This is a genomic window from Mesorhizobium sp. HAY1-8B, from assembly GCF_056868045.1.
In genome coordinates this window covers 2646585-2673330 of record NZ_CP200321.1, presented here as the reverse complement: position 1 = coordinate 2673330, position 26746 = coordinate 2646585, and the positions used below count along the sequence as shown (strand labels likewise).

Here is a 26746-nt window from a genome sequence, read left to right as displayed (position 1 = left end):
CTGGCGTAGCGCCATTGGCGACATGCAAGTCCGCGAATAACCCTGCCCCTTGGCGCTCCAGCCGGCGCCTCCACCACCGCGTGCCGCCGTCGACGATTGGGCGGCCCTGGCAGTCTTTATACATCCTAAGTTCGATAACAGATGCATACCAAACGGCATCCCCGTCGACTCTCATTGCGACCGGTTTGTTGTGAAGGACGAGCATGCCGTCAGGCCCCGGCTCGATTTCCCCCCACGTGGGAGGCGTACGGATCTCGATCGGCCCACAGCAGACGGTTCGCCAGTCCCAACGAAGCGCGCGACGCAATGCACGCGAGCAATTGCGAACGCTGCTCGCGGCATAGCCAAAGGCAAAGGCTGCAGCCGCAGCAGGCAGCAGCAGGGCCGCCACAGTTTTTTTTACGGGCGCGAGAATAGCTTCCCCCGCGCTTTGACAGAACATCGATATAGACGGCAAGCATCAGGACAATTCCACTAGTTATGTTCTGGTAAGCCGTTGGTACGTTCAGCAACGAGAGCCCATTTGCAAGGCTCTGCATTAGCAACGCGCCCAGCAAGACGCCAGAAACTGTGCCCGTGCCGCCATAAAGGCTTGCTCCACCAATAACCACGGCCGCGATCGCGTTCAGCTCCAGGAACAGACCCGATTCTGGCGGTGCCGAGCCCAATCGTCCGACGAGCATTAGTGTCGCGACGGAGGTCAACACTCCGAGGAGGACGAATGAAATCATCAAATGCTTGGTGATGGGTATGCCCGCAGACCTGGCAGCATCGCGATTGCCGCCAACCGCATAAACGTGGCGTCCCCAAACGGTGTTGGCCAGCATCCACGAGACCACCGCCGCCGTGACCAACGTGATCGCCACCGGCATGGGTAAGCCACGATAAGAAAGCGTTGCCCATGCAAGCAGGACCACACTTGCGAAGCCCAACCCAGCTCGAAGCAATGCACGACGACGATGCTGACTGTCCTCCCCGAGGTTCCGCAGCGGCCACAGTGCTATTATCGCGGCTACCACAATGAAAGCCCAGAGCGCAGGTCCGGTAACAAATGCCTCCCCGAAAAAGCGGATGTCGTCGGAGATGCCAGTGATCGTGCGGCCGCCTGACAGCGCAAGCGCCAAGCCGCGAAACAGCATCAAGCCGCCGAGTGTTGCCACGAAGGACGGAAGACCGAGGCGAGCAACCCAGGTGCCGTTCCAAAGGCCGACCAGGACGCCCATTGCGAGCGCCGCTGCGATGGTTCCCCAGACGCCGACCACGCCGCTCACCTCGATCATGGCGACCACGGTAACGCAAAGGCTCAGGAACGATCCCACGGAGAGGTCGATTTCGCCCTGAACGACGACTACGAGCATCCCGATGGCAACAATGGCAGTCATGGCGGTCTGCCGCATGAGGTTGCTTAGATTGCGGTCGCTAACAAATACGCCATCTGTCAGGATGGAGAACGCGATCCAGACGATGGCAATCGCCAGGAGCAATCCCGCGGCCGAACGCAAAACGGAAATGATGGAGTTTGCCCGGGTCGGTTGCGCAGCCCTTGCTTCTGAAGACGCAACTGCGATCGCGTTGCCCTTCGAGTCAGCTATCGTTGTCATTGCGGTCCCATCTTTGATTTCATTGCAGCCCGCCCGCCAATGCGAGCAATTCATGGGGGTTCGTGTCTTTCGATTTAATCAGTCCGACCTGCCTTCCGTCACGCAGCACCAGGACCCGGTCGGAAAGTTCTAGCGCTTCCGACTCCTCCATTGTCGCGTACAGCACGGCGGTTCCGGTCGATGCGAGCTTACGCACGAGCCGATAAACGTCTTGCTTGGCGCCCAAATCGATCCCGCGGGTAGGCTCATCGAGCAAAACCACACGCGGCTCGTTGATGAGGGCTCGCGCCAACAGAACCTTTTGCTGGTTACCGCCACTGAGGGCTGCAATCGGCTGATCCGGTCCTTGCGTGCGAATAGCCAGGTCGCGGATCAGGGACCTGCAGAGGTCCGTACATTTTGTAGGATCGACAATCGGCCCTTTCCAGCGGGGAGGCCCACGGTGCCATCCCAGCATCATGTTTTCCAATACCGAAAGATGTGGGACGACACCATCACGCTGACGTTCAGCGGATACATAGGCCACTCCAGATAGGATCGATTCCCGCGGACTTCGTGGTCGGAATCGGGAGCCTGCCAGCTCAATCGCACCGCTCGTCAACTCGGGCATGAACCCATAGAGTGATTGGAGTAGCTCAGACTTTCCGGCCCCAAGCGGCCCGTACACTGCGATGATCTCGTTCGCCCCGACGTCGATGTCGATCGGGCCAACGTCGCGCGGAGATTCCAGTGACCGCGACAGGTTCCATCCATCGAGTTTTATCATCGTTTCGCGCCGCTCGGAGGCCGTGCTTTGACCGTTGGAGACGACATTGTCCCGGCCGCTGCCGAGCATGGCCCGTACGATTGCCCCATGATCGAGACTTGACTTTGGGGTGTCCAGCGCGACGCGGCCGTCGCGAAGCACGACAACACGGTCACAGACCCGCAAGATTTCATCGGTGCGATGAGAGATAAAGATAATGCCCGCGCCCTGAGTGGCAAGCTCGCGCATTCGCTGGAGAAGCACCGTGATCTCACCAGATCCGAGCGCCGACGTCGATTCGTCAAAAACGAACACTCGACTGCCGCTCGCAATCGCACGAGCAATCTCCACCTGTTCCATCAAGGCGACCCCGCCCTGCCCGGCAAGCCGCGTTCGCGTATCAATTGTCAGCCCGAGCCTGCGCAATGCGGCGTCCGCTTGCGCGTGCAACCCCTTCCAATCAATGATGCCGAGACGAGATGGCTCGATCGCCAGCATCACGTTCTCACCGATAGTCAGTTGAGAAACAACGGAGCCTTCCTGGTGAACGAGAGCAACGCCAGCACGATGCGCATCCCTGGAGTCGGCGAACGTCGCCAGCTTGCCGCTACAGATGACGGTCCCGCGATAAGATCCATGCGGGATCTCACCGACAATAACTTTTGCCAGCGTACTTTTGCCGGCACCATTTGCTCCCATCAGGCCGACAACCTCTCCGGCCGAGACGCTGAAGCTTACGTCATCAAGAGCGCGATTGGCCCCGAACTCGACGGTAATACCGTCGAGTTTCAGCAATTCGCCGGCATTATGCCCGCCCCAGGTGGCTGATGCCACGAACGCTTCCACTTGCAGTTACCCTGCCTTGAGGCCGATATCTTCGGGTTTTAGCCAATCCGTCAGTTTGAGGAAGTCGGGCAAAGTCTCTTTGTTCACAACCCGTGACTGAATCCGCATTCCTGGAATTTTATGACCATCCACATCGAGAGTCTCGTTGGTTTTCGGCGTCTCCCCACGGGTGAGCGCCAACGCCGCCTCGGCGGCCACGCGTCCCATTTGGATGAGGTCCGTCCAAGCACTCATCGCCATGTCACCCCTAACGATGGCACGAGCACCTTCGGGCCATACATCCTCGCCGCAAAGCCAGACTTTGCCGTTCAATCCCTGCTCCGTCAGGGCCTGGAGCGCGCCCAGCGCCAAACCTTCCTCGTTGGAGACGATGGCCTGAATATTGTTGTTGTTTTGGGTCAACGCATCCTCGATTTGCTTGAGAGCCGACTCTTGACGCCAATTATCGTGCCATTGATGAGACACGATTTTGATCTCTCCAGAATCTATGAACGGCTTGAGAACCCTTAGCGCTCCCTCAGTCTTTTGACGCGCCACATCTATGCCCTCAGGGCCGCTGACGATGGCCCAATTGCCTTTTTTTGCTTCCTTTAGGGCCTGCTTCGCTTGAATTTCCCCGACAAGATAATTGTCGCGCGCTGCCCAGTAGTCGATGGCCGTCGAGGGGATGACATAGTTGTATGAGATGATCGGAATGTTCGCCTCGCGCTTGACGCGCTCGACAATCTTCTTACCGGCCTCGACGTTCACGGGAATGATCACGAGCACCTTGATGCCCTGAGACAGCATGGCGTCGATCTGGAAGTCTCTGGGTCGCGACGTCTTCATTCGCGCCTTGGATTATATATTGAAGTCCCAGTTCATCGGCGCGCGCCTGGAAATAGTGGCGGTCATGAGGCCAGCGGAAGGCGTCAAAGCTAGGAAAGCTGAACCCAACCAGCGGACCAGTCGCGGCGCGCGCCGAAAAGCCACCTGCGCCCAGGGTTGCAGTGGCAGCGCCAAACGCCGCCGCTGACTTCATGAATTCGCGGCGTGAGACGCCGCCTTCGACAAACAGTTTGGTCAAGGCACGTAAGTCACGCATGAAATTCTCCCAAGAGCGCTGGCTACGGAAAATCCGAAAAAGATGGGTGACCGTTGACGCCCACCAACTCTACGCAACGATCAATTTATATAGAACATCCCATCTAAAAAAAAATGTCAAGCATACGTCACAAAAATAACGTTTGTGCTTACAGCGACGGATTTGAGAGTGGCAGTCTTAGACGGGCGCGACCATGTTCGGTCGCGTTGACTTCCCAATTCATCGCGGCGTGGCGCGAGGCGACAGCTATGTCGCGGTAGAGTCGGGCGATCAGATTGTTCGCGTAGGCGCCGCGCGCACCGATGAGATCCCATACCGTCTCCGCCGAACGCCGCGCGAGCTGTCCGGCATACGCTGAGTTGCAGCGATAGTTCGATCGCTCCAATGGCGTCGGCGCATAGTCGGCGGAGGCTGACTCCATGATCTCCCGACAATCGGCCCGAATGAGCATCTCTGCCGCCTGCAGCGACGACGATACCTCCGCCACCCGGACCTGATGGGTGGCATAACTCGCCGTCTCCTCGCTGCTCATCAGCGCTCTACGGCTGCGCGACTGCACAAGGAAGCTCTCGAACATCGCCTCGGTCATGCCAATCAGCGCGGCGGCAAGCAAAATGCCACTGACCATATAGACAGGCGGGCGGAAAACCGCCCCGCGATTGATCGCCTTTCCGGGAAAGTCGCCGCCCTTCAGGTGTTTGATCGACAGGCTGAGATGGTCTGGCACGAACAGTTTCTCGACCCGCACGTCGTGGCTCCCCGAGCCATGCAGGCCAATGGGGTGCCACGTATCGAGTATCGTGACCGAGCGAGTCGGAACCAGGAAATAGCGCTCCTCGTCGGGAGCCGCATCCTGCTCCACCATTCCGGAAAGCAAGCACCAGTCGGACGGCTGTACGCCGCTGACGAAGGGCCATTCGCCGGTCAGTTCATAACCGCCCTCGACCTGCCTTGCCTTGCCTTGGCGCGGGATAAGAATGCCGCTCACGAGGCTGTTTGGATCGCTCCAAACTTCCTCTTGCGCCTGCACAGGCCACCGGGCGATCATGTAGTTGTGGAAGATGTACTGGGCAAGACACCAGGCAGTTGAAGGGCAACCGCTGGCGATCGGGATCATCACATCCACGAAGTTCTCAAGCGAGCCCTCTGCACCACCGAAATGCTCCGGCTGAAGCAGCCGCGCCAACCCCAAACGGCGAAGGTCCTGGCGCGTCTCATCTGGCAGGCAGCGATTTCGCTCGGCTTCGTCTGAGCGCTCCTTAAGCGTCGAGATGAGGCTCCGCGCGCTGCTAATCAAGGCTTGGCTCTGCACGCGCCTCCCCTTGAGCTCGTGGGGGTAGATGACTGGCAAAGGCCCTGCTCCGTCTTGATCTGTGGGTCCAGTTGCTTTGACGCGATGAAACATATCAAAGCCGCGAAAATATGATGGCAATCGTATGAGCCGGTCATGTTGCCAGGTGCGCCCGTGATGACGCCGGCATCACCTCGAGGGTCAAGCCGAGATCCTGGCTTAGCAGGTCCAACAGCAGCCGACGACAGCGCTCGGGTGGCATGTCCTGCGGATCGGCGACCATAAGCGCGTACATCCCGACGGTGGCACTGACGAATTTCACCGCTATGTCGTCGGGCGTGCGATCGGGGTTGAACTCGCGTTCTTGGACGCCTGCCTCGATCAGCCGTGCGACGATCTCAGCATAAAGCCGGTGGACCTTCTGCACTTCTGCCTGCAGCACCCGGTCGAACGGCATGCGGCCGAGCAGGCCGAGCCAGAACCGCCAGTCCGGGATCCCGGGGGGCGACAGCTGGCTGACGAAGTCGACAAGGACGACCAGCCGGTCCACGACGGTGCCGCGTCGGTGTTCGATCTTGCCGAGGGCCTTGACGTACTGGAGAATGGCGTCATTGATCGCGTCCAGCGTCAAGGCACGCTTGTTGCTAAAATAGTGGGTGACGACACCCGAAGAAATGCCTGCGACGTCGCTCACCTCTCTAATGGTGAGGTCGCGCCAACCTTGGGTCGACAGGATGTGGATAACCGCATCCATCACCTGCCGCCTGCGGATCGCTTCCATCCCGAGTTTTGGCATCTCGTCTCCATATCGAATGTTAATTCTATATAAACGTATCTGCCTAGCACCGCAATCAGCGGCTTCTTGGAGAGCCGATGCGATTGATGGGGGGCTTGCATGAATTTTTTACGTAACGTATGTTCTAAAAAAATCATGTTTAACCGGAGGTCCATCTTGAGAACGCAAACAGCCCTTAGCCACGAAGATTTGCCGGCCATTGAACGCGCGGGAACGCCCGAAGAGCTCGTCGAGCGGGCTCGCGGGCTTGCGCCTGCCCTGCGTGAGCGAGCGGCGGAGACCGAAGCGCTACGGCAGCCTCCGGAAGCGACCCGTCAGGACATCAAGCGAACCGGAGTCCATCGGCTCTTCCAGCCCGCTCGCTTTGGTGGAGCCGACGCGCCCTTCCGCGCGGCAGTCGACGTCATGACCGCTCTCGGGCAGGCCTGTGGGTCCACCGCCTGGGCGGTGGTGCAGAACATCTCTCACAATTCCATGATGTGTCGGTGGCCCTTGGAGGCGCAGGAAGATGTCTGGAGGAACAATCCGGCCGCGTTACTGTCCGGGATCCTCATCCCAAACATCGGACGGGCGCGCCGGGTGGACGGTGGCTATGTGCTGTCGGGCCGCTGGCCCTTCGTCAGCGGCGTGAGTCTTGCCGACTGGGCTCTGTTCACCGCCTTCACGCCCGGGCCAGATGGCCAAGAGGAAGACCGGCACTTCCTCGTGCCGAAGAGCGACTATCAGATTCTCGATACCTGGTATGCCATGGGTCTAAAAGGCTCCGCCAGCCACGACGTTTCGTTGGACGAGGTGTTCGTGCCGGAGCACCGCACGACAACTATCGCAAACATGCGCGCGCGCGCAGCACGTTATCCCGATGAGCCGATCAACTTGCGCGCGCCCCTTTATTGTATGTTCGGAGTTTTCATCGGGAGCACTGCCCTCGGGATCGCCGAGGGTGCGGTGCAGACTTATCTCGAGCAGGTGCGGGGCCGAATCTCACGCGCCTCCTCACGGGCGGTCACTGATTTCAGCACCCAACATGTGAAGGTCGCCGAGGCACTCGCCAACTTAAAGGCGGCGCGTCTTCTTATCTACGGCGCCTGCGATCAGATGACGGAGATCCTTGAGTCCAGCCGTCTTCCCACTGATGAGGAGCGAGCGCGTTGTCGGGCCGAAGCCACCTTTGCCGGCCAGCTCTCGACGCGCGCGGTGAATATCGTTTGGGATGCTGCGGGTGGAGGGGCGATCTATGACCGTAATCCGCTCTCACGCTATTTTTGCGACATGAGTGCCGCGAACCGGCACATCACCCAAAATTGGGATGTGAGTGCAACAACCCATGGCCGTGTTGTGCTCGGTCTACCGATCGACAACCCGACGCTCTAGCAACCACCAGCGGGTGCCGTGATGACCGTGCCATTTATATCTTTTCCGAAGGTAGCAACCACCATGAGATCTTGTGCAATATCGCCGGCCAATATCCGCCCCGACCACCTACGCGACCAATTCGTGGCCGCGATGAGCCGTGTGCCGCTGAGCGTGGCTGTGGTCGTCGCAGGCCCTCCCGAGAACCGGTTAGCGCTTACCGTGGGTACGTTCATCTCGGTTTCAGCGGATCCTCCGATGGTGCTGATTTCTGTGAAGGCGAGCAGCCCCCTTTGCAAGGCGGTGTCCACGCATCGCCGCTACGTGGTCAACGTGCTCTCGGCCGAGCAGGTGGAACATTCCGAACGATTTTCGGGCAGGCCGCGAAATGGTCGGCCCTACGATCTTACTGCAGCCCGTTGGTCAGGTGTACCCGGTGCGCCGCAACGCTATCTGGAAGGCGTAGTGGCAGCGTTCGACTGCGAACTCGTTGACGCGCAGCCCATCGCCTCGCACCTGCTATTAATCGGACGGGTCGACGAAATCATATCAGGCGCCGAGCGACCCCTCGTATATTGGTCGCGCTCTTACGGGATTCCGTCGCCTCTTGGAGGCGCCTTGTGAGAAGGGCTGGACGATCTCGTGCCCTTAGTTCGGCCTGTTGAAGACCTGGTGCTGGCGACGGCAATGCTGGAAGCCGTTTGTATGGGGCCGGCAAACAGCGCTCTGAAAACCGCCGGTATCCTGGCTGTATTCGCCCACGCGAGGGATCAACACGGCTTTGGGAACGACGCGGCTTATGAACAATGGCCGGCTGAGCCAATAACAATCGAGCTAATAAACAGGGAATTTGCCAGTGAACGATCCAAAAACCTTCACCGATCTACCCTTGCCGTTCGATGAGGCGCGCTTAGACCGGCTTCTGGATGAGGCCGGAATCGATATCTTGATGGTGACTTCCAAGCACAACGTGCAATATCTGCTTGGCGGATATCGTTTTTTCTTTTTCGACTACATGGATGCGGTCGGAGAGAGCCGCTACTTGCCAGTGCTCGTTTATCAAAAAGGTAGGCCCGAAAATTCCGCATACTTCGGCGCCGCCCTTGAGACTTTCGAGAAGAACTTAAGAAAATTCTGGCCGCCGGTGGTCGAGACCACAACGTGGAGCAGCACGGACGCGGTCCGACTCGCAGTTGAACACATCAACAAGATCGGCGGATCATCTTCAACCGTCGGAGTTGAAAGGTCCTTTTTGCCCCTAGATGGTGGCCAATTTTTGCACAACAACCTAACAGGTTGCCGCATCGCGGAAGCGAACTTTGTGCTTGAGAGACTGCGCCTCATCAAGAGTCCTGAGGAGCTCAACCTGCTGCGAGAGGCCTCTGAGCGGGTTGTGCAGTCGATGGCAGTCGCTTTTGAGTACGCTGCTCCCGGAATGACCAAGAACGATCTGGTCGAAAAGCTGCGACGCGAGGAAGTCAATCGCGGTCTGAAGTTCGAGTATTGTCTCATCACAGCGGGTCGAGACCTCAATCGAGCGCCGTCTGAACAAAAGCTGCAAGTTGATGACGTCATTTCGCTGGACTCGGCCGGCAATTATCACGGCTATATCGGTGACCTCTGTCGCATGGGAATTCTCGGCGAACCTGACGCTGAACTGGTCGACCTACTTGGAGTGATCGACCACATCCAATCCGAGGCGCGTAAGCCGATCAAGGCGGGAGCGCGAGGCGGCGACATCTTTACTGTCGCGAATGAGATCGTCAACAAGTCACAGCATAAGCCTTACATGGAATTTCTGGCACACGGCATGGGACTCGTCAGCCATGAAGGTCCGCGCCTGACCAGCACCGCGCCCGTGCCTTATCACGGTTACGACGAGGATCGCCCTCTGGAGTTCGGAATGGTGATCTCAATCGAAACGGCGATTAAGCATCCCGCAAGAGGCTACATCAAACTTGAAGACACCGTGGCGGTGACGGCATCGGGCTCCCAGGGATTCGGCGATCAGTTTCGTGGATGGAACCGCGCCAACACTCAGGGCAGAAGACAATGTGGGGACAAGCCATGAGAGCCGTAGGATACCAAAAGTCACTGCCCATCGAAGCAACGGAATCGCTGGTTGATTTCGAGATCGCGAAGCCCGAGCCTGTGGGGCGCGATATCAGGGTCGCGGTGAAGGCGATCTCGGTCAATCCGGTCGATTACAAGGTGCGCAAGCGCGCCGCACCGCCGGAGGGCGAATACAAGATCCTCGGCTTCGATGCGGCTGGCATAATCGACGCAGTCGGCCCGGAAGTAAGCCTATTTAAACCGGGCGACGAGGTGTTCTATGCCGGTTCGATCCAGCGCCAAGGCACAAATTCGGAGTTCCACCTCGTCGACGAGCGGATCGTCGGCAAAAAGCCGGCCTCGCTGTCCTTCGCGCAGGCCGCCGCGCTTCCACTGACCTCGATCACCGCTTGGGAACTGCTATTCGACCGGCTCGGTGCGGTTCCTGGCAGGCACGATCCGCGCACGCTCCTCATCACGGGGGGTGCCGGGGGCGTCGGTTCAATCCTGATCCAACTCGCGCGCCGTCTGACCGGGCTCACCGTGGTTGCTACCGCAACACGGCCTGAATCGGGACAATGGTGCCTCGATCTCGGTGCCCACGCCGTGATCGATCACTCAAAGCCGATGAAGGAGCAAATCGAAGTGCTGAAGCTGCCGGCGGTCGGTCTTGTTGCCAGCCTCACCTTCACCGATCAGCACTACAAAGGCATCGCAGACATCATCGCACCTCAGGGCAGGTTCGGACTGATCGACGATCCGGCGGAGTTCAACGTCGCCGTGTTCAAGGGCAAGGCGGTGTCGGTGCACTGGGAGTTGATGTTTACGCGCTCCACGTTCCAGACGCCGGACATGATCGCGCAGAATCGTCTGCTAAACGATGTCGCGGATCTCATCGACAAGGGCGTGCTGCGCACCACTCTTGACCAGACCTTCGGTACCATCAATGCAGCCAACCTCAAGCGCGCTCATGCGTTGCTGGAGAGCGGCACGTCACGAGGCAAGATCGTGCTGGAGGGCTGGTAACCGTCCAACATGGCTGGATGGCCTCGCCGTAGGCGCAAGGACGTCTCTGGCGAGCAAAGCGGCGCTGTGCGTGCGACGTCGATGTTCACGTTGCTTCGCTGCGCACACATGCAGACTGAGCAATAAAGGATCAGATCGTATGAGCATCACCATTGCCGAGGGTTCCGTGCCGAAGCCTCCAACCAGCTTGATCGAGGGTTTCCGGAGCGCGCCGACCTCCGTGATCTCCGATAATCTCGGCCGGCTGCCAGGATCGGTTGGGCTGCGTCCGTTTCATCGCGGCGGCAAGCTTGTTGGCACGGCCTTTACCGTACGAACACGGCCGGGCGACAATCTCGCAATCCACCGCGCGCTCGAGATGGTCGGACCAGGCGATGTCATCGTCGTTGACGGCGGCGGCGACGAGACCCGCGCGCTCGTCGGTGAGATCATGATGACCATCGCGCAGTGGCGTAAGGCGGAAGGCTACGTGATCGACGGCGCGATCCGCGATGTGGCGGCTTTCACCACGTCTGACTTTCCTTGCTTCGCGCGTTCAGTGATCCATCGTGGCCCCTACAAGGATGGCCCTGGCGAAATAAACGTTCCGGTGTCGGTCGGCGGGTGCGTGATTTCGCCTGGCGACTTCATTGTCGGCGACGAGGACGGCATAGTTTCCTTTCCAGCGGCAAGGGCCGTGAGCCTTCTCGATGCTGTGCAGGCCCAGGTCGCGCGTGAAGAAGATATGCTGAAAGCGATCCGCGAGGGCCGCTATCAGAACGCTTACGGCAAATCCTAACCAACCACAGGGCAGAAGGGCATTAGCTCGGTCTTGCCTGAGCAATCGGTAAGCGCAAAACGAGTCCGCCGTGTCATGAACTAGTTGACGTATCAATGCTCATGTCGCCCGCAATCGCCTACCCTATCCTCAAGCAGGCCGGTGCGCTGCGGGAATCTCCCATGGTTTAGGAGAAATTGGCCCGAGGGGCTCCTAAGCATAAGTCTCAGCCGCTGAGCACGTGGCTGGCGAATCGATCATCAGACGATCCAAGTCCGGGCATCGCTGTTCAGTTCATCACCGACACGCAGCCACTGATGCCGACATTCGCTCGAGTCGCGATTAGACATTCCGCACTGGACCAAGCTAGACGCCTGCGAGCGGAACCCTCGATAAATTTCGATCGAACGACCTTGCTCAAATTGGTAGACCCAAGTCTCAATATAGTTCAGCGCTGTGTCTCGCCGCCTTCAGGAAATCGTATACGGCAAAGTTGTACGTCGATTGTGGTCCACCATTAGCCGGCTCTTGAGCGGTGGGACGGCGCGCTGGAAGCAATTTACGCGTTCGCAAATCCGGCATGATATGCCGATCGGATCGAAAGCTGTGCGGCTGGTAAGGTCAAGACCGTCGGCATAGACGAAGTCGGTCGCATAAGTGACCTCACAGCCCAAAGCGATGGCATAGCGCCGGTGCGGCGCATTGAAACCGCCGCCGCCCTTTGCGATTTCCGTGGCGACGCTCAGATAGCGCACGCCATCGGGCGTCTCGGCAAGTTGGCGGATGACGCGGCCCGGCGTTTCGAAGGCCTGATGTGCATTCCAGAGCGGACATGCTGCCCCAAAGCGAGCGAACTGAAGTTTTGCCGCGCTGTGACGCTTGGTGATGTTGCCGGCCCGGTCAATGCGGGCGAAGAATACAGGTACCCCCTTCAGCCCCGGCCGCTGCAAGGTCGAAAGACGATGGGCGATCTGTTCAAGGCTCGCACCGAAACGCGCCGCCATCAATTCGAGGTCGTGGCGGAGTTCTTTCGCTCCCGCCAGAAAATGCTGATAGGGCAGCATCAGTGCTCCGGCAAAATAGTTGCGCAAACCTATCTTGCAGATCTCCGCGGATTCCTGCGTGCGGAAGTTCGCCCGCTGGATAATGGCTTCGATCTCTCCGTCCAACTCCAAGACGGCTATCTGGAACGCCAGCTGGAACGTTCGTGTCGACGCCGGCGAATAGGGATTGAGGAAGAGGGCGCGGGAGGCGCCATGATATCGGCGCAGGATATCCTCGCCGGGTTCCGCGCGCAGTATGCGCACACCGTGCCGGCTCTCCAGATGGTTGGACAGGACAAGTCCGGTATCGCGATCCGGGATCCCAAGGCTGGTCGCCAGCCGTTCGGCTGCCAGATCAAGGTCAGAAATGTAGTTGTCGACGAAGTGGAAGAAGTCGCGGACTTCTTCGTATGGTGTTGGATCGCTCAAGGTATTGGTCCGAACCATATGATCGTCGAAGCTTGCAAGCTGCTCGCTGTTGCGGCGATAGGCTTGGTGGCTAGCTATCAGCGCGTGGGCAAATCCTGGCGCATTTTGTGTGACGAGTTTCAGTTCCTGCAGGCTTGGCGAATAAGCATCGAAAACCGGATCGGCAAGCGCTTCGCTGAGCGCGGAGAGCAGGCGATCGCTGTCGCTTCCAGATATCGATCCGATATCGATCTTGAAGTTCTCGGCAAGCGACAGGAGCACCGAGGCCGAAACCGGGCGCTGATTGTTTTCTATCTGATTGAGGTAGCTGGTCGAGATGCCGATGCGCTCGGCGAAGGCGGCCTGGGTCGCCTTGCTGCTTTCACGCAGCTCGCGGACTTTTCTGCCGATGAAGAGCTTGCCGGTGGCCATGTTCGCAACTTCGCAAAATGCAGTTTGCAATTTTCTATATCACGCCTGCCTACCTGTTCAAACGTTTTCTCATTTGGGCCTGTCGCCTAAGACCCAGGCAGGCGGTTCTGCGCACGGACAGGAGAAACGAATGACAATCTACAACGCCATTGCCAGGCGGTTGGACACAACAAACCACGCGGTCGATGTCACCACAGTGGTGGCGGCCTCGCTGCTGCTGGCGATCTCGGCCAAGATTGCGGTGCCTTTCTACCCAGTACCGATCACCATGCAGACCTTCGTCGTCATTGGCCTGGGATTGGCCCTTGGACCGGTTCGCGGCCTCGCCGCCATTGCTCTTTATCTGGCAGAAGGTGCCGCGGGGTTTCCTGTCTTCGCCGGCACGCCAGAAAAGGGTATCGGCCTTGCCTACATGATGGGGCCGACGGGAGGCTACCTCCTGGGCTATTTGCCATCGGTTCTTGTTGCCGGTTGGCTTTCTGTGCGCGGCTGGGATCGCAATCCACTTTACGCCATGGCCGCTGCCCTGCTGGCCGCCGCTGTCATCTACGTGCCGGGGCTGCTCTGGCTCGGCAGCATCATCGGCTTCGACAAACCGGTTCTGCAGTACGGCCTCATCCCGTTCATCCCCGGCGATATCGTCAAGGCGCTGCTGGCGGCGCTGGTCTTTCCCGCCGCCTGGAAATGGCTCGACGCGCGGGACTGCCGTTGATGCGCGCTGTCCTCGATCAATTGGAAATCCGCCGCGGCGAGGCCCGTCTCGGCGGTGGACAGAAGCGCATCGATGCGCAGCATGCCAAGGGCAAGCTGACGGCGCGCGAACGCCTAGACGTTCTCCTCGATGAGGGGTCGTTCGAGGAATACGACATGTATGTCACCCATCGTGCGGTCGATTTCGGCATGGCCGGCCAGAAGGTGGCGGGCGACGGCGTCGTCACCGGCTGGGGCACCATCAATGGCCGGCTGGTCTATGTCTTCTCGCAGGATTTTACCGTGCTTGGCGGCTCGCTGTCGGAGACCCACGCGCAGAAGATCTGCAAGATCATGGACATGGCGGTGCGCAACGGCGCGCCGGTCATCGGGCTCAATGACAGCGGCGGCGCGCGCATCCAGGAGGGCGTCGCTTCGCTTGCCGGCTATGCCGACGTGTTCAAGCGCAATGTCGATTCCTCCGGCGTCGTGCCGCAAATATCGGTGATCATGGGCCCTTGCGCTGGCGGCGCGGTCTATTCGCCGGCCATGACCGATTTCATCTTCATGGTTCGTGACTCGTCCTACATGTTCGTCACCGGCCCGGACGTGGTCAAGACTGTCACCAACGAGGTTGTCACCGCCGAGGAACTGGGCGGCGCGCGCACGCACACAACCAGATCGTCGGTTGCCGACGGCGCCTATGACAACGACATCGAAACGCTGGAGCGGGTTCGCGCCCTGTTCGATTTCCTGCCGCTCAACAATCGCGAAAAGCCCCCGGTCCGCCCATTCCACGACGATCCGTCACGGCTCGAAATGCGGCTCGACACGCTGGTGCCGGACAGCGCCGCCAAGCCCTACGACATGCGCGAGCTGATCCTGGCCATCGCCGACGAGGGCGATTTCTTCGAGATCCAGGAAGCCTTCGCCAGGAACATCCTCACCGGCTTCCTGCGCATCGAGGGCCAGACGGTTGGTGTTGTCGCCAACCAGCCGATGGTGCTTGCGGGCTGCCTGGACATAGACTCCTCACGCAAGGCGGCGCGGTTCGTCCGCTTCTGCGATGCCTTCTCGATTCCGATCCTGACCCTGGTCGATGTGCCCGGTTTCCTGCCCGGCACGGCGCAGGAATATGGCGGCGTCATCAAGCATGGCGCGAAGCTTTTGTTCGCCTACAGCCAGGCGACGGTGCCGATGGTGACGTTGATCACGCGCAAAGCCTATGGCGGAGCCTATGACGTCATGGCCTCCAAGCATATTGGCGCCGATGTCAACTATGCCTGGCCGACCGCCGAGATCGCGGTGATGGGCGCCAAGGGTGCGACCGAAATCCTTTACCGCTCCGAACTCGGCGACAAGGACAAGATTGCCGCGCGCACCAAGGACTACGAAGCTCGCTTCGCCAATCCGTTCGTCGCCGCCGAGCGCGGCTTCATCGACGAGGTGATCATGCCTCATTCCTCGCGCCGGCGCATCGCCCGTGCCTTCGCGGCACTGCGCGGAAAGAACATCGAGCCGCGCTGGAAGAAGCACGACACCATGCCGCTGTGAGGATTCATGTGCACGCTGGTCCAGATTGACGGAATTCTCTGTTCGACCCCGCGGCAGCTGGCCGCCCGGCTTGGCACCGAAAGACTGCTCGAATGGGTGGATCACCAAGGCGAGATGGACTGGTGCCTGTGCGTGATCGACGTGCCCAGGACATTGGAGCGTTCGGCGCTGAAATGGATACGCGAAGGGGAGTCGGAAATGTTTGTGGTCGAGCGATAATGTGCAGGAAAATCCTTATTGCCAATCGGGGCGAGATCGCCTGCCGTGTCATCCGCACGGCCCGCAAGCTCGGCATTGCGACAGTGGCGGTCTATTCGGATGCCGATCGCGACGCGCTGCATGTGAAGATGGCCGATGAGGCGGTCCACATCGGACCATCGCCGTCAAACCAATCCTACATCGTCATCGCCAAGATCGTGGACGCGGCGAAGGCCGTGGGTGCCGATGCGGTGCATCCAGGCTATGGCTTCCTGTCGGAAAACGCCAATTTCGCCGGAGCCCTCAAGGACGCCGGCATAACCTTCATCGGCCCGCCGGTGGTGGCGATCGAGGCAATGGGTGACAAGATCACCTCCAAGCGCATCGCCGCCGCGGCCGGCGTTTCCACCGTGCCCGGTCATATGGACCTGATCGAGGATGCGGACGAAGCCGTGCGCATCGCCGCTTCGATCGGCTATCCGGTGATGATCAAGGCGTCCGCCGGCGGCGGCGGCAAGGGCATGCGCATCGCCTGGAATGACCGCGAGGCGCGTGAGGGGTTCCAGTCATCAAGGAACGAGGCCAAGGCCTCCTTCGGCGACGACCGTATCTTTATCGAAAAGTTCGTCACCGAGCCGCGTCATATCGAGATCCAGGTGCTGGGCGACCAGCACCGCAACATCGTCTATCTGGGCGAGCGCGAATGCTCGATCCAACGGCGCAACCAGAAGGTCATCGAGGAAGCACCGTCGCCGTTCCTCGATAAAGCCACCCGCAAGGCCATGGGCGAGCAGGCCGTCGCGCTGGCGCGCGAGGTCGGCTATTTCTCGGCCGGCACGGTCGAGTTCATTGTCGACGGCAAGAAGAACTTCTATTTCCTGGAGATGAACACCCGCCTTCAGGTCGAGCATCCCGTGACGGAGCTGGTGACCGGCCTCGATCTGGTGGAAGAGATGATACGCATCGCCGCCGGCGAAAGGCTGCGCTTTGGCCAGGACGACGTGAGGCTCGACGGCTGGGCGATCGAAAGCCGGCTCTACGCCGAGGATCCGTACCGTAATTTCCTGCCCTCCATCGGGCGCCTGACCCGCTACCGGCCGCCGGTCGAAGGGCGGCGCGAAGACGGCACGGTCGTGCGCAACGACACCGGCGTGTTCGAGGGCGGCGAGATCTCGATGTACTACGATCCGATGATCGCCAAGCTCTGCGCCTGGGCGCCGGAGCGTGGCGGGGCGATCGATGCAATGGCGCGCGCGCTCGACGACTTCGAAGTGGAAGGTATTGGTCACAACCTCCCGTTCCTGTCGGCGGTGATGGCGCAGCCGCGCTTCCGCGCGGGCCGGCTGACCACGGCCTACATCGCGGAAGAGTTCCCGGACGGTTTTCAAGGCGTCGAGCCGAACGATATCCAGGCGCGTCTGCTGGCGGCCGTTGCCGCCTTCATCAACGAGAGGATCGTTCGCCGGTCGGCGCAGATTTCGGGTGCGCTTGCCAACCATCCGCGCAGCATCGGCAAGGACTGGGTTGCGACGGTGGCCGATCGTGAATTCGCGCTCGTCATGGTTCAGGATGGAGCCAGCGACGTCATCGCCTTTGCCGATGGGCCGAGCCTCGCGGTGGCCAGCGACTGGCTGCCGGGCGACAGCCACGCAACCTTCGTCGTGGACGGCAAAGCGGCGGGCGTGAAGGTGTCGCTCAACGGCTCCGGCCTGCGCCTGCGCTGGCGGGGCATCGACGTCACCGCATTCGTTCGCTCGCCCCGCGTGGCCGAGCTTGCCCGGCTGATGCCGGTGAAAACGCCGCCCGACACGTCGAAGATGCTGCTGTGCCCCATGCCCGGCATCATCACCTCGCTCGCCGTGCAGGTGGGCGATACGGTCGAGGCCGGGCAGACGCTGGCGACTGTCGAGGCCATGAAGATGGAGAACGTGCTGCGTGCCGAGCGTCGGGCGGTGGTGAAGACGCTCGCGACAAGCGCCGGCGCCAGCCTCGCGGTCGACGAACTCATCATGGAGTTCGAATGATGGCGGACGAGCTGGAACGGTGGCGCTCCCTCGCCGAGAGGGAAGTCAAGACCGGCCCGGACACGCTTGTCTGGCGCACGCCGGAAGGCATCGACGTCAAGCCTCTCTACACAGCACAGGATCTTGAGGGGAACGACTATCTCGGCGGCTTGCCGGGGCATAAACCGTTCCTGCGCGGGCCCCGTGCAACCATGTATGCCGGCCGTCCGTGGACCATCCGGCAATATGCGGGCTTCTCGACGGCGGAGGCCTCCAACGCCTTCTATCGCAAGGCGCTGGCCGCAGGCCAGCAAGGCGTGTCGGTGGCCTTCGACCTTGCCACCCACCGCGGCTATGACAGCAATCACCCGCGTGTCGAGGGCGATGTCGGCAAGGCTGGCGTTGCGATCGATTCCGTCGAAGACATGAAGATCCTGTTCGACGGAATCCCGCTCGACAAGGTTTCGGTGTCGATGACCATGAACGGCGCGGTGATCCCGATCCTGGCCAGCTTCATTGTCGCGGGCGAGGAACAGGGCGTACCGCGAGGGCTGCTTTCGGGAACCATCCAGAACGACATCCTCAAGGAGTTCATGGTCCGCAACACCTACATCTATCCGCCGGAGCCCTCGATGCGGATCGTCGCCGACATCATCGAATATACGGCGAAGGAGATGCCGAAGTTCAACTCGATTTCGATCTCCGGCTATCACATGCAGGAGGCAGGAGCGACGCTGGTACAGGAGTTGGCCTTCACGCTCGCCGACGGGCGCGAATATGTCCGGGCGGCGCTGAAGAAGGGCCTCGACGTCGACGACTTCGCCGGCCGGCTGTCCTTCTTCTTCGCGATCGGCATGAACTTCTTCATGGAGGCTGCCAAGTTGCGGGCGGCCCGATTGTTGTGGACACGCATCATGGAGGAGTTCCAGCCGAGGAAAGCCTCTTCGCTCATGCTGCGCACGCACTGTCAGACATCCGGCGTGTCGCTGCAGGAGCAAGACCCTTACAACAACATCGTACGCACCGCTTTCGAGGCGATGAGCGCGGTGCTTGGCGGCACGCAGAGCCTGCATACCAATTCCTTCGACGAGGCGATCGCCCTGCCGACCGAGTTCTCGGCCCGCATCGCGCGCAACACGCAACTGATCCTTCAGCACGAGACCGGCGTCACCAAGGTCGTCGATCCACTCGCCGGCTCCTACTATGTAGAGAACCTGACCAAGGAGCTCGCCGACGCGGCATGGAAGCTGATCGAGGAGATCGAGGCGAAGGGCGGCATGACAAATGCTGTCATCGAGGGATTGCCCAAGCGCTTGATCGAAGAAGCGGCGACACGCAGGCAAGCGGCGGTCGACCGCGGCGATGAGGTGATCGTTGGCGTCAACCGGTACCGGCTCGACAACGACGACAAGATCGACGTCCTCGACATCGACAACAAGGCGGTGCGCGAGGCGCAGGTGAAGCGCCTGGACCGGGTTCGCCGGCAGCGAGATTCCAGCCGGGTCGAAGCGGCGCTCGCCCTGCTGGAGGAGGTCGCCGTCACCGGCAAGGGCAACATGCTTGAAGCGGCGGTGGAAGCAGTGCGTGTTCGTGCAACGGTGGGCGAGATTTCCGATGTCTTGCGCGGGGCCTTTGGCGACCATGCGGCGACGCCCAAGGTCGTGCGCGGCGTCTACGGCCCGTCCTATGCCGGCGAACCGGAATTCACCACGCTGGTTGCGCGCCTGCAGGAAGTCTCGGCCTCGCTCGGCTCAAGGCCGAGGATCATGGTCGCGAAGCTCGGCCAGGATGGGCATGATCGTGGCGCGAAGATCATCGCCTCGGCCTTCGGCGATATCGGCTTCGAGGTCGTCACCGGGCCCCTGTTCCAGACGCCGGGCGAGGCGGCCGACCTGGCCATGGCCTCGAAGGTGCATGTCGTCGGCGTATCTTCACTGGCGGCCGGCCACAAGACGTTGCTGCCGCAGCTTGTCGAATTGCTGAAGCAAAGGGGCGCGCAGAACATCATCGTCGTCTGCGGCGGGGTCGTGCCGCGTCAGGATTATCAGTATTTGTTCGACCATGGGGTCGCGGCCGTGTTTGGTCCAGGCACCAATGTGCTGGATGCAGCGCGCGCCATCCTCGACCTGATGGAAGGAAAGCGCAGCAACATTTGATTTTGAATTTATCCGTGCTCGCTTATGGGAAGCGCCTGGGAATGTTTCACCTGCCCTAGCGCAAAGCTCGACTCGATTGACGCAACTCCCTCCAAGCGTGTCAGCTTTTGCTTGAGAAAGCTCTCGTAGGCCTCAAGATCCTTCACAACGATCCGGAGCAGATAGTCTCGCTGCCCGGTCATAAGATAGCACTCGACAATCTCTGGCCAACGCATGACGGCCTTTGCGAACCGATCCAGCTCCTCTTCCCTTTGCCTTTCAAGTTTTATCGATGCGAACACGCTGATCGGCAGCCCAACTTTCACCTGATCGACAACCGCTACATAGCTCTTGATCACACCCGAGGCCTCGAGGTTACGAACCCGGCGCGCGCATGGTGACGGCGATAGTCCCACAATCTCGCTTAGCTTCTCGCTTGTTGCATGAGCATCGGACTGGAGAACTCTGAGAATTTTCCGGTCTATTTCGTCAATTTCTGCTTTTGACATATTTTGCCATTTTTCGACTGTAAATTCGCCCAATCAGCTAATTTTACCAAATCTTCCGATCATATTTGGTCACATTCTGCTCATGCCGTCCAGTAGCTTATGCGCATTCGAAAGCGAGGGGACATGGACAAACGGCGCTTGGAATTCCTGACGGAATTGGAGAAGAAGGTCCTGTGGCTGGCGACGTGGACGATCCATAACGCCAACCACCTTCGCTCGAGCGATGACGGGCTCAAGGTCGGTGGCCACCAGGCTTCGTCCGCGTCCTTGGCGACGATCATGACGGCGCTCTATTTCGCGATTTTGCGCCCCGAAGACAGGGTCGCCGTGAAGCCCCATGCAAGTCCCATCTTCCACGCTATCCAGTATCTGTTCGGCAACCAGACCCGCGAGAAACTCCAGGCCTTCCGCGCGTACAAGGGCGCACAATCCTACCCATCCCGCACCAAAGACATTGATGACGTCGACTTCTCCACCGGCTCTGTAGGTTTGGGCGTCGCACAGACGCTGTTTTCATCGCTGGTACAGGACTATCTGCACGCGAAGGGCATGGCAGCGGATTTACCTGATGGAAAGATGGTGGCGCTTATCGGCGACGCCGAGATGGACGAAGGCAACATCTTCGAGGCGCTCCTTGAAGGATGGAAGCATGGGCTCCGCAACACGTGGTGGATCGTCGACTACAACCGCCAGAGTCTCGATGCCGTCGTCCGTGAAGGTCTGTGGGAACGGTTCGAATCCCTTTTCCGTAATTTCGGATGGGACGTCGTCATTCTCAAGTACGGCCGGCTGCTCGATGCCGCGTTCGCCGAGCCCGGCGGCGAGGCGCTCCGACGCTGGGTCGATACATGCCCAAACCAGCTCTATTCCGCGCTGACATTCCAGGGGGAGCATCCTGGAGAAAGCGGCTTCTGGATGATATCGGGGATCAGGGTCCGGTATCGAAACTGATCGAAAGCCGTTCGGACGAAGAACTGGCCCAACTCATGGCCAATCTGGGCGGACATGATCTGCCGGCATTGCTCGACGCTTTCGAGGAAGCACGAACGCATGATCGGCCGGTGTGCTTCATCGCGTACACGATCAAGGGATTCGGGCTTCCGCTCGCCGGCCACAAGGACAACCACGCCGGCCTCATGACGGCGACGCAGGTCGAAGGATTGCGCGCCAGCCTCGGCGTGACGCCTGGCCGTGAGTGGGAACCTTTCGAAGGCTTGTCATTGCCGAAAAGAGATCTGGTCGAATTCATAAAAACGGCGCCGTTCAACAGCCGCGGAACCCGTCGCTTTCAGGCGGCCAAGGTTGCCGTTCCGGAGAAGTTGCCAGCGCCGTCGCAGCCGTCCATGTCCACACAACAGGGCTTCGGACTGCTGATGCACGAGATTGCCAAGAGCGACACCGATCTTGCCAGCCGTATCGTCACCACGTCACCGGACGTCACCGTATCCACCAATCTCGGTGCATGGGTAAATCGCCGTGGGCTGTTTGCGCGCGAGGAAATGGTCGATCTCTTCAGGAAGGAACGGATACCGTCCACCTTCAACTGGGAATTTTCGCCCAAGGGCCAACACATGGAACTTGGCATCGCTGAGATGAACCTGTTCATCATGCTGTCCGCCTTGGGACTGTCCCACTCTATTTTCGGCGAGCGGCTGCTGCCGGTCGGCACGCTCTATGATCCGTTTATCGAGCGCGGTCTCGACGCTCTCAACTATGCCTGTTACCAGGACGCCCGCTTCATCGTGGCGGCGACCCCTTCGGGCGTGACGCTTGCACCAGAGGGTGGCGCGCATCAATCCATCGCAACACCCCTGATCGGCATGGCGCAGGACGGCCTGGCCAGTTTCGAGCCAGCCTTTGTCGATGAACTCGCCACGATCCTGCGTTTCTCGTTCGATTACATGCAGCGATCCGGCGACAGCGAGCCAGACGCTGTGACATGGTTACGGGATGCCGTTGGCGGGTCCATCTACCTCAGGCTATCGACACGGTCGATCGAGCAACCCATACGGGCAATTGAGTCCGGTCTTGCCGAGAACATCGTGAACGGCGGGTACTGGATGCGACAGCCAGGCCCGAATGCCCAGATTGTCGTGGCCTACACCGGTGCCGTGGCACCGGAGGCGATTGAAGCTGTAGGGCTGATGGCGGAGGATCGACGGGACGTCGGCCTACTCGCGATCACATCTGCCGACCGCCTCAACGCCGGCTGGACCGCCGCGCAGAAGGCGCGAGAGCATGGACTTGTCCGTGCGCGCAGTCACATCGAGCGGCTGCTCGCGACAATACCTTCGAACTGCTCGCTGGTGACCGTACTCGACGGGCATCCCGCGACGCTGGCCTGGCTCGGCTCAGTCCATGGACATCGGACACGCTCCCTCGGCGTCGAGCATTTTGGACAGACCGGGACCATCGCCGACCTTTATCGTCACTATGGAATCGATGCCCAGGGCATCGCACTGGCCGCGCAGAGTTTGTCATCCGGACGGCCCCTAAGGCATTTGACTATCGCATCAGCCGGCTGATGTCAGTTTTGTTTCAGAACTGAGTTGGAACTCGATGCAGCGATGCAGCGCGCTTTCGATAGCAGACCACTCGTTATCCAGGATGGCGTTGCGACCCCGTTGGCTGGGATCGACCTACCCCGACAAGGTATTGTTTTTGTCGTATTTTTTCCGCCTTCGGGCTCGATTTGTATCACAATAGATAGCACAATAGGTAGCACATTCATGGCGACGACTGGCTGGTGCCGAGGTGAGCCGCGAAGAAGAGCTATGGCGTGCGCCGTGTCCTGACCAATGAGAAATATATCGGCAACAACGTCTGGAATAGACGCTGCACCAAGCTGAAAACCAAAGTTGCTTACAATCCCCCGGACCAATGGGTCAGGGCGGACAACGCCTTTGAGCCTATCATCAGCCGCCAACTATTCGACAAAGCACAGCAGATTCTGAAATCGCTTTATCTTCACATGAGCGATGACGAGATGCTGGCAGCCCTAGGAAACCTCCTCAAACGGCATGGGAAACTGTCGGGTGACATCATCAACGCAGCGCCCGAATGCCCTTCGGCTATCGTTATAGCGCGCATTTCGGAGGCCTGCTCGGAGCATACAAGCTGATCGGTTGCCTGCCGCCCAGAAAGTCTCATTTCATCGAGATTGACAGGCGCCTCAGGGATATCCGCCATCGCGTTATGGAAGACCTGCTCGTCGCGGTCGACAAGGCACGCGGCCGCGCTTCTCAAGTCCCTGAAACGGAGATCATCCGCATCAATGGCGAATTGGCCGTAGCGCTCGCAATCGCCAGGTGTCGCGTTTCGCATTGCGCCTATCACCGCTGGTCTTCGAGGGCCGTGCGAGAGGCCAAGGCGGATATTTTCGTCTTGATCCGCATGCAGCCGGGCAATCTGCTCATTCGCGATTACCTGATCGCTCCGATGCATGAAATCGTCGGGCTCAAAGGAGATTTCCATGTCAACAATGGAATGAAGCTGGATGCGTTTGTCTTCCGATCGCTTGATTCGCTCGTTGCGCTGGCCGAGCGGACATTCGTCGGGAGTGCCACATTACGAGGCCCCGCACGGTTTTAGGCTTGGAAGCCGCCGACCGCCTTTTGCAGAATAACCGCACAAGGCACGCCGCGCTTTTGGAAAAGATGCAAGAGCCCAACAGGTGGTCCCTGGCTTTGCAAAACCTATCAGGCTGAATGCCAGAGAACGCGGGACCTGATCGCCGAAGCGATCATCTCTCGGCATCTGCTGGAGACGATCACCGAGGTATTTCGATATCCGATCAAACAGGAATCGTTCCGTCGCCTGCTATCGGCCGAAAGCCTGGCCTCTGTGCCGAAGGCCCTTACCGAAGGCCCTACTTTGAACCTGCTCGCGGAGAGTTCCGCGCCAAGGTCCTTGGTCAATGGAGTTCTCCCGAGGTGATCGAGCTTTTGCAGGATTGGAGTGTGCCGCCACAGGTCTTCGCGTCCTTGCGCAAGATGCTTCCGGAAAGGCAGCTCAAAGCGGCAAGGCTCATGATCGCCCTGAAGAGAGTGAGCTTCCACTATGCGCAACTCCTCGCAACGCTTACTCCGGCGTCGCAGTTGGTGGATCCCTCCAGGCCGAGGAAGACGTTTGTCGGGGTGACAGCCGACGAGCTGGCTATCATGGAAGCTGAATTAGATGCGCTGAACGATGAATTTCTCTTCTGCGCCAGCCTTCGTGGCACCTGGGCGCTGGAGTTGATCGCGGCGAGGCTCTATCTCGACCGGGTGATGGAAAACGCGCGGGTGGTCAGACACCTTGCGCGGGATTTCCCGGAGCAGCTCGCAAGGTTCCAAACGATACTGGATATTCCAGCGGGTCAGGAAGCTTTGCCGAGCCAACCGGTCAAAACCGGACCAAGGCGCACGCATTTTGTCTTCTGAGATGGCGCCTTCGGGTCGCAAGCGCTCGGCCATCACCCTCAGTTTCGCGGCAGGCTGTGTATCTCCATCCGAACCGGTCCGCCCTTGTTGCAACTCGTGCAGAAAAGAGCGCGCTCGACGGTACTGAACAGAGCGTATTTGCCATAGCGGCGGATCAGACCTTCGGGCTTCACTTCGGCGCGGTGCGAGCAGTTGATGCAGTGGGCGCGCAGTACGTGCCAGCTGCGGAGGTCGCCCAGTGCGACATCCAGCCCAGGGTGAATGCTTCCGTCTATTATGGTCCGTGGCGGCAGCTTGACCTCGCCCGGCGTCAGGATCTTTTCCATCGCGTGACGGCTGTTGTAGTGGATCAGCAGCATGCCGGGTCGACGCCGTATGGCGGCATGCCAGGCAGCCATGCTGACGATGAAATCCGAGGACCGGCTGATGGTTTCGAGAAGCGTCTTTTCCTCCTCGCTATCCCAAACCTCGATGCGATAGGTGTCTTCGTTGCTGGTCATAGTGGCCGCGCCCTGTGCCACCCGCGAGAGAAGCCGCTCGAGACCGCAGCGCGCGACAGGGCAAGCTCGTGCTCAAGCTCGGCGTTTCTGGCGAGAGCCTTCAGCAAGGCAACCACAGCGTCGCCGCCGGCCGCCTCAATTGCGCGCTGAGCAGCTCGTTCCAACTCGGACACAGCTTCGCCGTTCGGCGCGTTTTGGCGCTTTCCCATAGCCCTTCCCTGCTCAGATGCACGTCAGAAATAAGGAACATATTCCTCTGTCGTCAAGCGCGGACTTGACTTCATGTTCTCTTTTCGTTCACTGTAGCTGAAATAGGCACAGGAGGATGTCATGGATCTGATCTTGTCAGTTCCGCGCGCTTCGCCCGAGGAAATTGCGCGCGGGATCGCCGCAGCCGAGGCGGCCTTGGAGCGCGCCGGCTTCACAGCCGAGGAAGCGGCGGACGGCGCCTTTGCACTCGAAGGCTGGGACATCAACGGCTTTCCAGAGGATGGGTTGGACGATCGGGCCAGCGACGCCGCACAAGCCTGGGCCGAGGCCCATGCCGCCGCCCTGGAGGCGTGCTGCGCCGGCTGGCCCGAAGAACGCAAGCCCAGAGACGTGGACCTGGAGCTGCTGACTCATCCGGAAACGCAGCTTGCCGACCGCGTCACAGCGTTGGCGATGCTTCGCGAGGATCTCGAGCGAGACGGCAAAGATACGCATAGCGGAAGGGATGCCATCTTGGCGTGGCGCGTCGCGGCCGATGTCGAGGATCGGTTCAAAATGCGAGACCTCATCGGCGTCCTGACTGTCGCCTTCACCAGACTTTCGCTTTCTCATTTCCGCCCTGATGAGCCGATCGAGCCTAAGCGCCAGGCCGTGAGAAACGCGATCGACGCACTTGAGGCGGCAACAGAGAAACCAACGTCGCACTGATGGTCCGGCGCGGCCGCAGCATCCCGGCGCCATCGGCCATCGACCGGGATTGGCCGCATCAGGTCGCCTTGCCGGATGACATCTGCACAGACCGGAACCTGACCATGATCAACAAGTTCTGTGAGGATCGCGGCATGAGATTTCAAATGAGACATGTCCAGGCGGTCTGGCAAAACGGCAAGTACGAAAACTACCGCCTCCACTGCTTCGCCGATGGCGAGGCGGCTAAGGTGTTCTGCGACCATTTCTCTGGAGAGATGTTCGTTCCCAAACGTGACCGGGAGAATGGCAAGATACGTGGTGTCTGGCGTCGCACCGATGAGTACAGGCGCATCCTCGATCTCGGCCCGCTCAGTGTTCCAGAGATCCTACGCAACTAGGGGCGAA

23 protein-coding genes and 1 pseudogene are annotated in these 26746 nt (G+C 59.9%); 16 read left to right on the top strand and 8 right to left on the bottom strand.

Annotation, left to right across the window (positions count from 1 at the left end; all coding sequences use genetic code 11):
• Positions 1-209: 209 nt before the first annotated feature.
• From AC1VON_RS12640 to AC1VON_RS12620, 5 genes are all read right to left on the bottom strand, one after another.
• Positions 210-1601 carry a sugar ABC transporter permease gene (locus AC1VON_RS12640; protein WP_483122886.1) on the bottom strand — a complete coding sequence of 464 codons (1392 nt, stop codon included), beginning with the start codon at positions 1599-1601 and terminating at the stop codon, positions 210-212.
• A 19-nt stretch (positions 1602-1620) separates the two neighbouring features.
• Positions 1621-3180, bottom strand: coding sequence for a sugar ABC transporter ATP-binding protein (locus tag AC1VON_RS12635; RefSeq protein WP_483122882.1), 1560 nt, complete (start codon positions 3178-3180; stop codon positions 1621-1623).
• An 18-nt stretch (positions 3181-3198) separates the two neighbouring features.
• Positions 3199-4020 carry a substrate-binding domain-containing protein gene (locus AC1VON_RS12630; RefSeq protein WP_483122879.1) on the bottom strand — a complete coding sequence of 274 codons (822 nt, stop codon included), beginning with the start codon at positions 4018-4020 and terminating at the stop codon, positions 3199-3201.
• A 404-nt stretch (positions 4021-4424) separates the two neighbouring features.
• Positions 4425-5588 carry an acyl-CoA dehydrogenase family protein gene (locus tag AC1VON_RS12625; protein WP_483122877.1) on the bottom strand — a complete coding sequence of 388 codons (1164 nt, stop codon included), beginning with the start codon at positions 5586-5588 and terminating at the stop codon, positions 4425-4427.
• Positions 5589-5721: 133 nt separating this feature from the next.
• A complete protein-coding gene (locus AC1VON_RS12620) occupies positions 5722-6363 on the bottom strand; it encodes a TetR family transcriptional regulator C-terminal domain-containing protein (protein WP_483122875.1) in 642 nt (213 codons plus the stop codon).
• A 99-nt stretch (positions 6364-6462) separates the two neighbouring features.
• Between AC1VON_RS12620 and AC1VON_RS12615 the strand changes: the two genes are divergently transcribed.
• The 5 genes from AC1VON_RS12615 to AC1VON_RS12595 all read left to right on the top strand — a co-directional run bounded on the left by AC1VON_RS12615 (position 6463) and on the right by AC1VON_RS12595 (position 11569).
• A complete protein-coding gene (locus AC1VON_RS12615) occupies positions 6463-7734 on the top strand; it encodes an acyl-CoA dehydrogenase family protein (protein WP_483122871.1) in 1272 nt (423 codons plus the stop codon).
• Positions 7735-7755: 21 nt separating this feature from the next.
• The gene (locus tag AC1VON_RS12610; protein WP_483122866.1) at positions 7756-8337 is read left to right on the top strand and encodes a flavin reductase family protein; all 582 of its coding nucleotides are present in this window, start codon (positions 7756-7758) and stop codon (positions 8335-8337) included.
• Positions 8338-8569: 232 nt separating this feature from the next.
• The gene (locus AC1VON_RS12605; RefSeq protein WP_483122862.1) at positions 8570-9784 is read left to right on the top strand and encodes a M24 family metallopeptidase; all 1215 of its coding nucleotides are present in this window, start codon (positions 8570-8572) and stop codon (positions 9782-9784) included.
• Complete coding sequence (locus AC1VON_RS12600; protein WP_483126324.1) at positions 9781-10791, top strand: zinc-binding alcohol dehydrogenase family protein; 1011 nt, start codon at positions 9781-9783, stop codon at positions 10789-10791. The genes AC1VON_RS12605 and AC1VON_RS12600 overlap by 4 nt, the downstream gene beginning before the upstream one ends.
• A gap of 139 nt (positions 10792-10930) precedes the next feature.
• Positions 10931-11569, top strand: a complete 639-nt coding sequence (locus tag AC1VON_RS12595) for an RraA family protein (protein WP_483122858.1) — start codon at positions 10931-10933, stop codon at positions 11567-11569.
• Between the two features lie 449 nt (positions 11570-12018).
• Here AC1VON_RS12595 and AC1VON_RS12590 read toward each other — a convergent pair whose 3' ends face one another.
• Positions 12019-13431, bottom strand: a complete 1413-nt coding sequence (locus AC1VON_RS12590; RefSeq protein WP_483122855.1) for a helix-turn-helix domain-containing protein — start codon at positions 13429-13431, stop codon at positions 12019-12021.
• On the opposite strand from AC1VON_RS12590, the gene AC1VON_RS12585 reads away from it, so the two are divergent.
• Genes AC1VON_RS12585 through scpA form a run of 5 tightly spaced genes read left to right on the top strand, consistent with a single transcriptional unit; the run spans position 13409 to position 20032 of the window.
• The gene (locus AC1VON_RS12585) at positions 13409-14143 is read left to right on the top strand and encodes a biotin transporter BioY (protein ID WP_483122852.1); all 735 of its coding nucleotides are present in this window, start codon (positions 13409-13411) and stop codon (positions 14141-14143) included. The two genes, AC1VON_RS12590 and AC1VON_RS12585, sit on opposite strands and share 23 nt — an antisense overlap.
• Complete coding sequence (locus tag AC1VON_RS12580) at positions 14143-15675, top strand: acyl-CoA carboxylase subunit beta (protein WP_483122848.1); 1533 nt, start codon at positions 14143-14145, stop codon at positions 15673-15675. The genes AC1VON_RS12585 and AC1VON_RS12580 overlap by 1 nt, the downstream gene beginning before the upstream one ends.
• Before the next feature lie 6 nt (positions 15676-15681).
• A complete protein-coding gene (locus tag AC1VON_RS12575) occupies positions 15682-15894 on the top strand; it encodes a hypothetical protein (protein WP_483122843.1) in 213 nt (70 codons plus the stop codon).
• Complete coding sequence (locus AC1VON_RS12570; protein ID WP_483122840.1) at positions 15894-17897, top strand: acetyl-CoA carboxylase biotin carboxylase subunit; 2004 nt, start codon at positions 15894-15896, stop codon at positions 17895-17897. Before AC1VON_RS12575 ends, AC1VON_RS12570 begins: the two co-directional genes overlap by 1 nt.
• Positions 17897-20032: a methylmalonyl-CoA mutase gene (gene scpA / locus AC1VON_RS12565; RefSeq protein ID WP_483122836.1), complete on the top strand. Its 2136-nt coding sequence runs from the start codon at positions 17897-17899 to the stop codon at positions 20030-20032. Before AC1VON_RS12570 ends, scpA begins: the two co-directional genes overlap by 1 nt.
• An 8-nt stretch (positions 20033-20040) precedes the next feature.
• On the opposite strand, the gene AC1VON_RS12560 is transcribed toward scpA, so the two are convergent.
• Complete coding sequence (locus AC1VON_RS12560) at positions 20041-20520, bottom strand: Lrp/AsnC family transcriptional regulator (protein WP_483122831.1); 480 nt, start codon at positions 20518-20520, stop codon at positions 20041-20043.
• Positions 20521-20643: 123 nt separating this feature from the next.
• On the opposite strand from AC1VON_RS12560, the pseudogene AC1VON_RS12555 reads away from it, so the two are divergent.
• The 4 genes and pseudogenes from AC1VON_RS12555 (at position 20644) to AC1VON_RS12540 (ending at position 24941) form a co-directional block, all read left to right on the top strand.
• Positions 20644-23045 (top strand): annotated as a pseudogene (locus AC1VON_RS12555) (transketolase).
• Between the two features lie 254 nt (positions 23046-23299).
• Positions 23300-23641 carry a recombinase family protein gene (locus tag AC1VON_RS12550; RefSeq protein WP_483122827.1) on the top strand — a complete coding sequence of 114 codons (342 nt, stop codon included), beginning with the start codon at positions 23300-23302 and terminating at the stop codon, positions 23639-23641.
• Positions 23581-24111, top strand: a complete 531-nt coding sequence (locus AC1VON_RS12545; RefSeq protein ID WP_483122824.1) for a hypothetical protein — start codon at positions 23581-23583, stop codon at positions 24109-24111. The genes AC1VON_RS12550 and AC1VON_RS12545 overlap by 61 nt, the downstream gene beginning before the upstream one ends.
• Before the next feature lie 116 nt (positions 24112-24227).
• Positions 24228-24941 carry a plasmid partitioning protein RepB C-terminal domain-containing protein gene (locus AC1VON_RS12540; protein WP_483122820.1) on the top strand — a complete coding sequence of 238 codons (714 nt, stop codon included), beginning with the start codon at positions 24228-24230 and terminating at the stop codon, positions 24939-24941.
• 38 nt (positions 24942-24979) lie between these two features.
• Here the strand turns inward: AC1VON_RS12540 and AC1VON_RS12535 are convergent, their stop codons facing one another.
• Positions 24980-25441 carry a hypothetical protein gene (locus AC1VON_RS12535; protein ID WP_483122816.1) on the bottom strand — a complete coding sequence of 154 codons (462 nt, stop codon included), beginning with the start codon at positions 25439-25441 and terminating at the stop codon, positions 24980-24982.
• Between the two features lie 330 nt (positions 25442-25771).
• On the opposite strand from AC1VON_RS12535, the gene AC1VON_RS12530 reads away from it, so the two are divergent.
• Together AC1VON_RS12530 and AC1VON_RS12525 are read left to right on the top strand one after the other, a co-directional pair.
• Positions 25772-26359: a hypothetical protein gene (locus tag AC1VON_RS12530; RefSeq protein ID WP_483122812.1), complete on the top strand. Its 588-nt coding sequence runs from the start codon at positions 25772-25774 to the stop codon at positions 26357-26359.
• Positions 26360-26463: 104 nt separating this feature from the next.
• On the top strand, positions 26464-26739 hold the full coding sequence (locus AC1VON_RS12525) for a hypothetical protein (protein WP_483122808.1): 276 nt from the start codon (positions 26464-26466) through the stop codon (positions 26737-26739).
• Positions 26740-26746 lie beyond the last annotated feature (7 nt).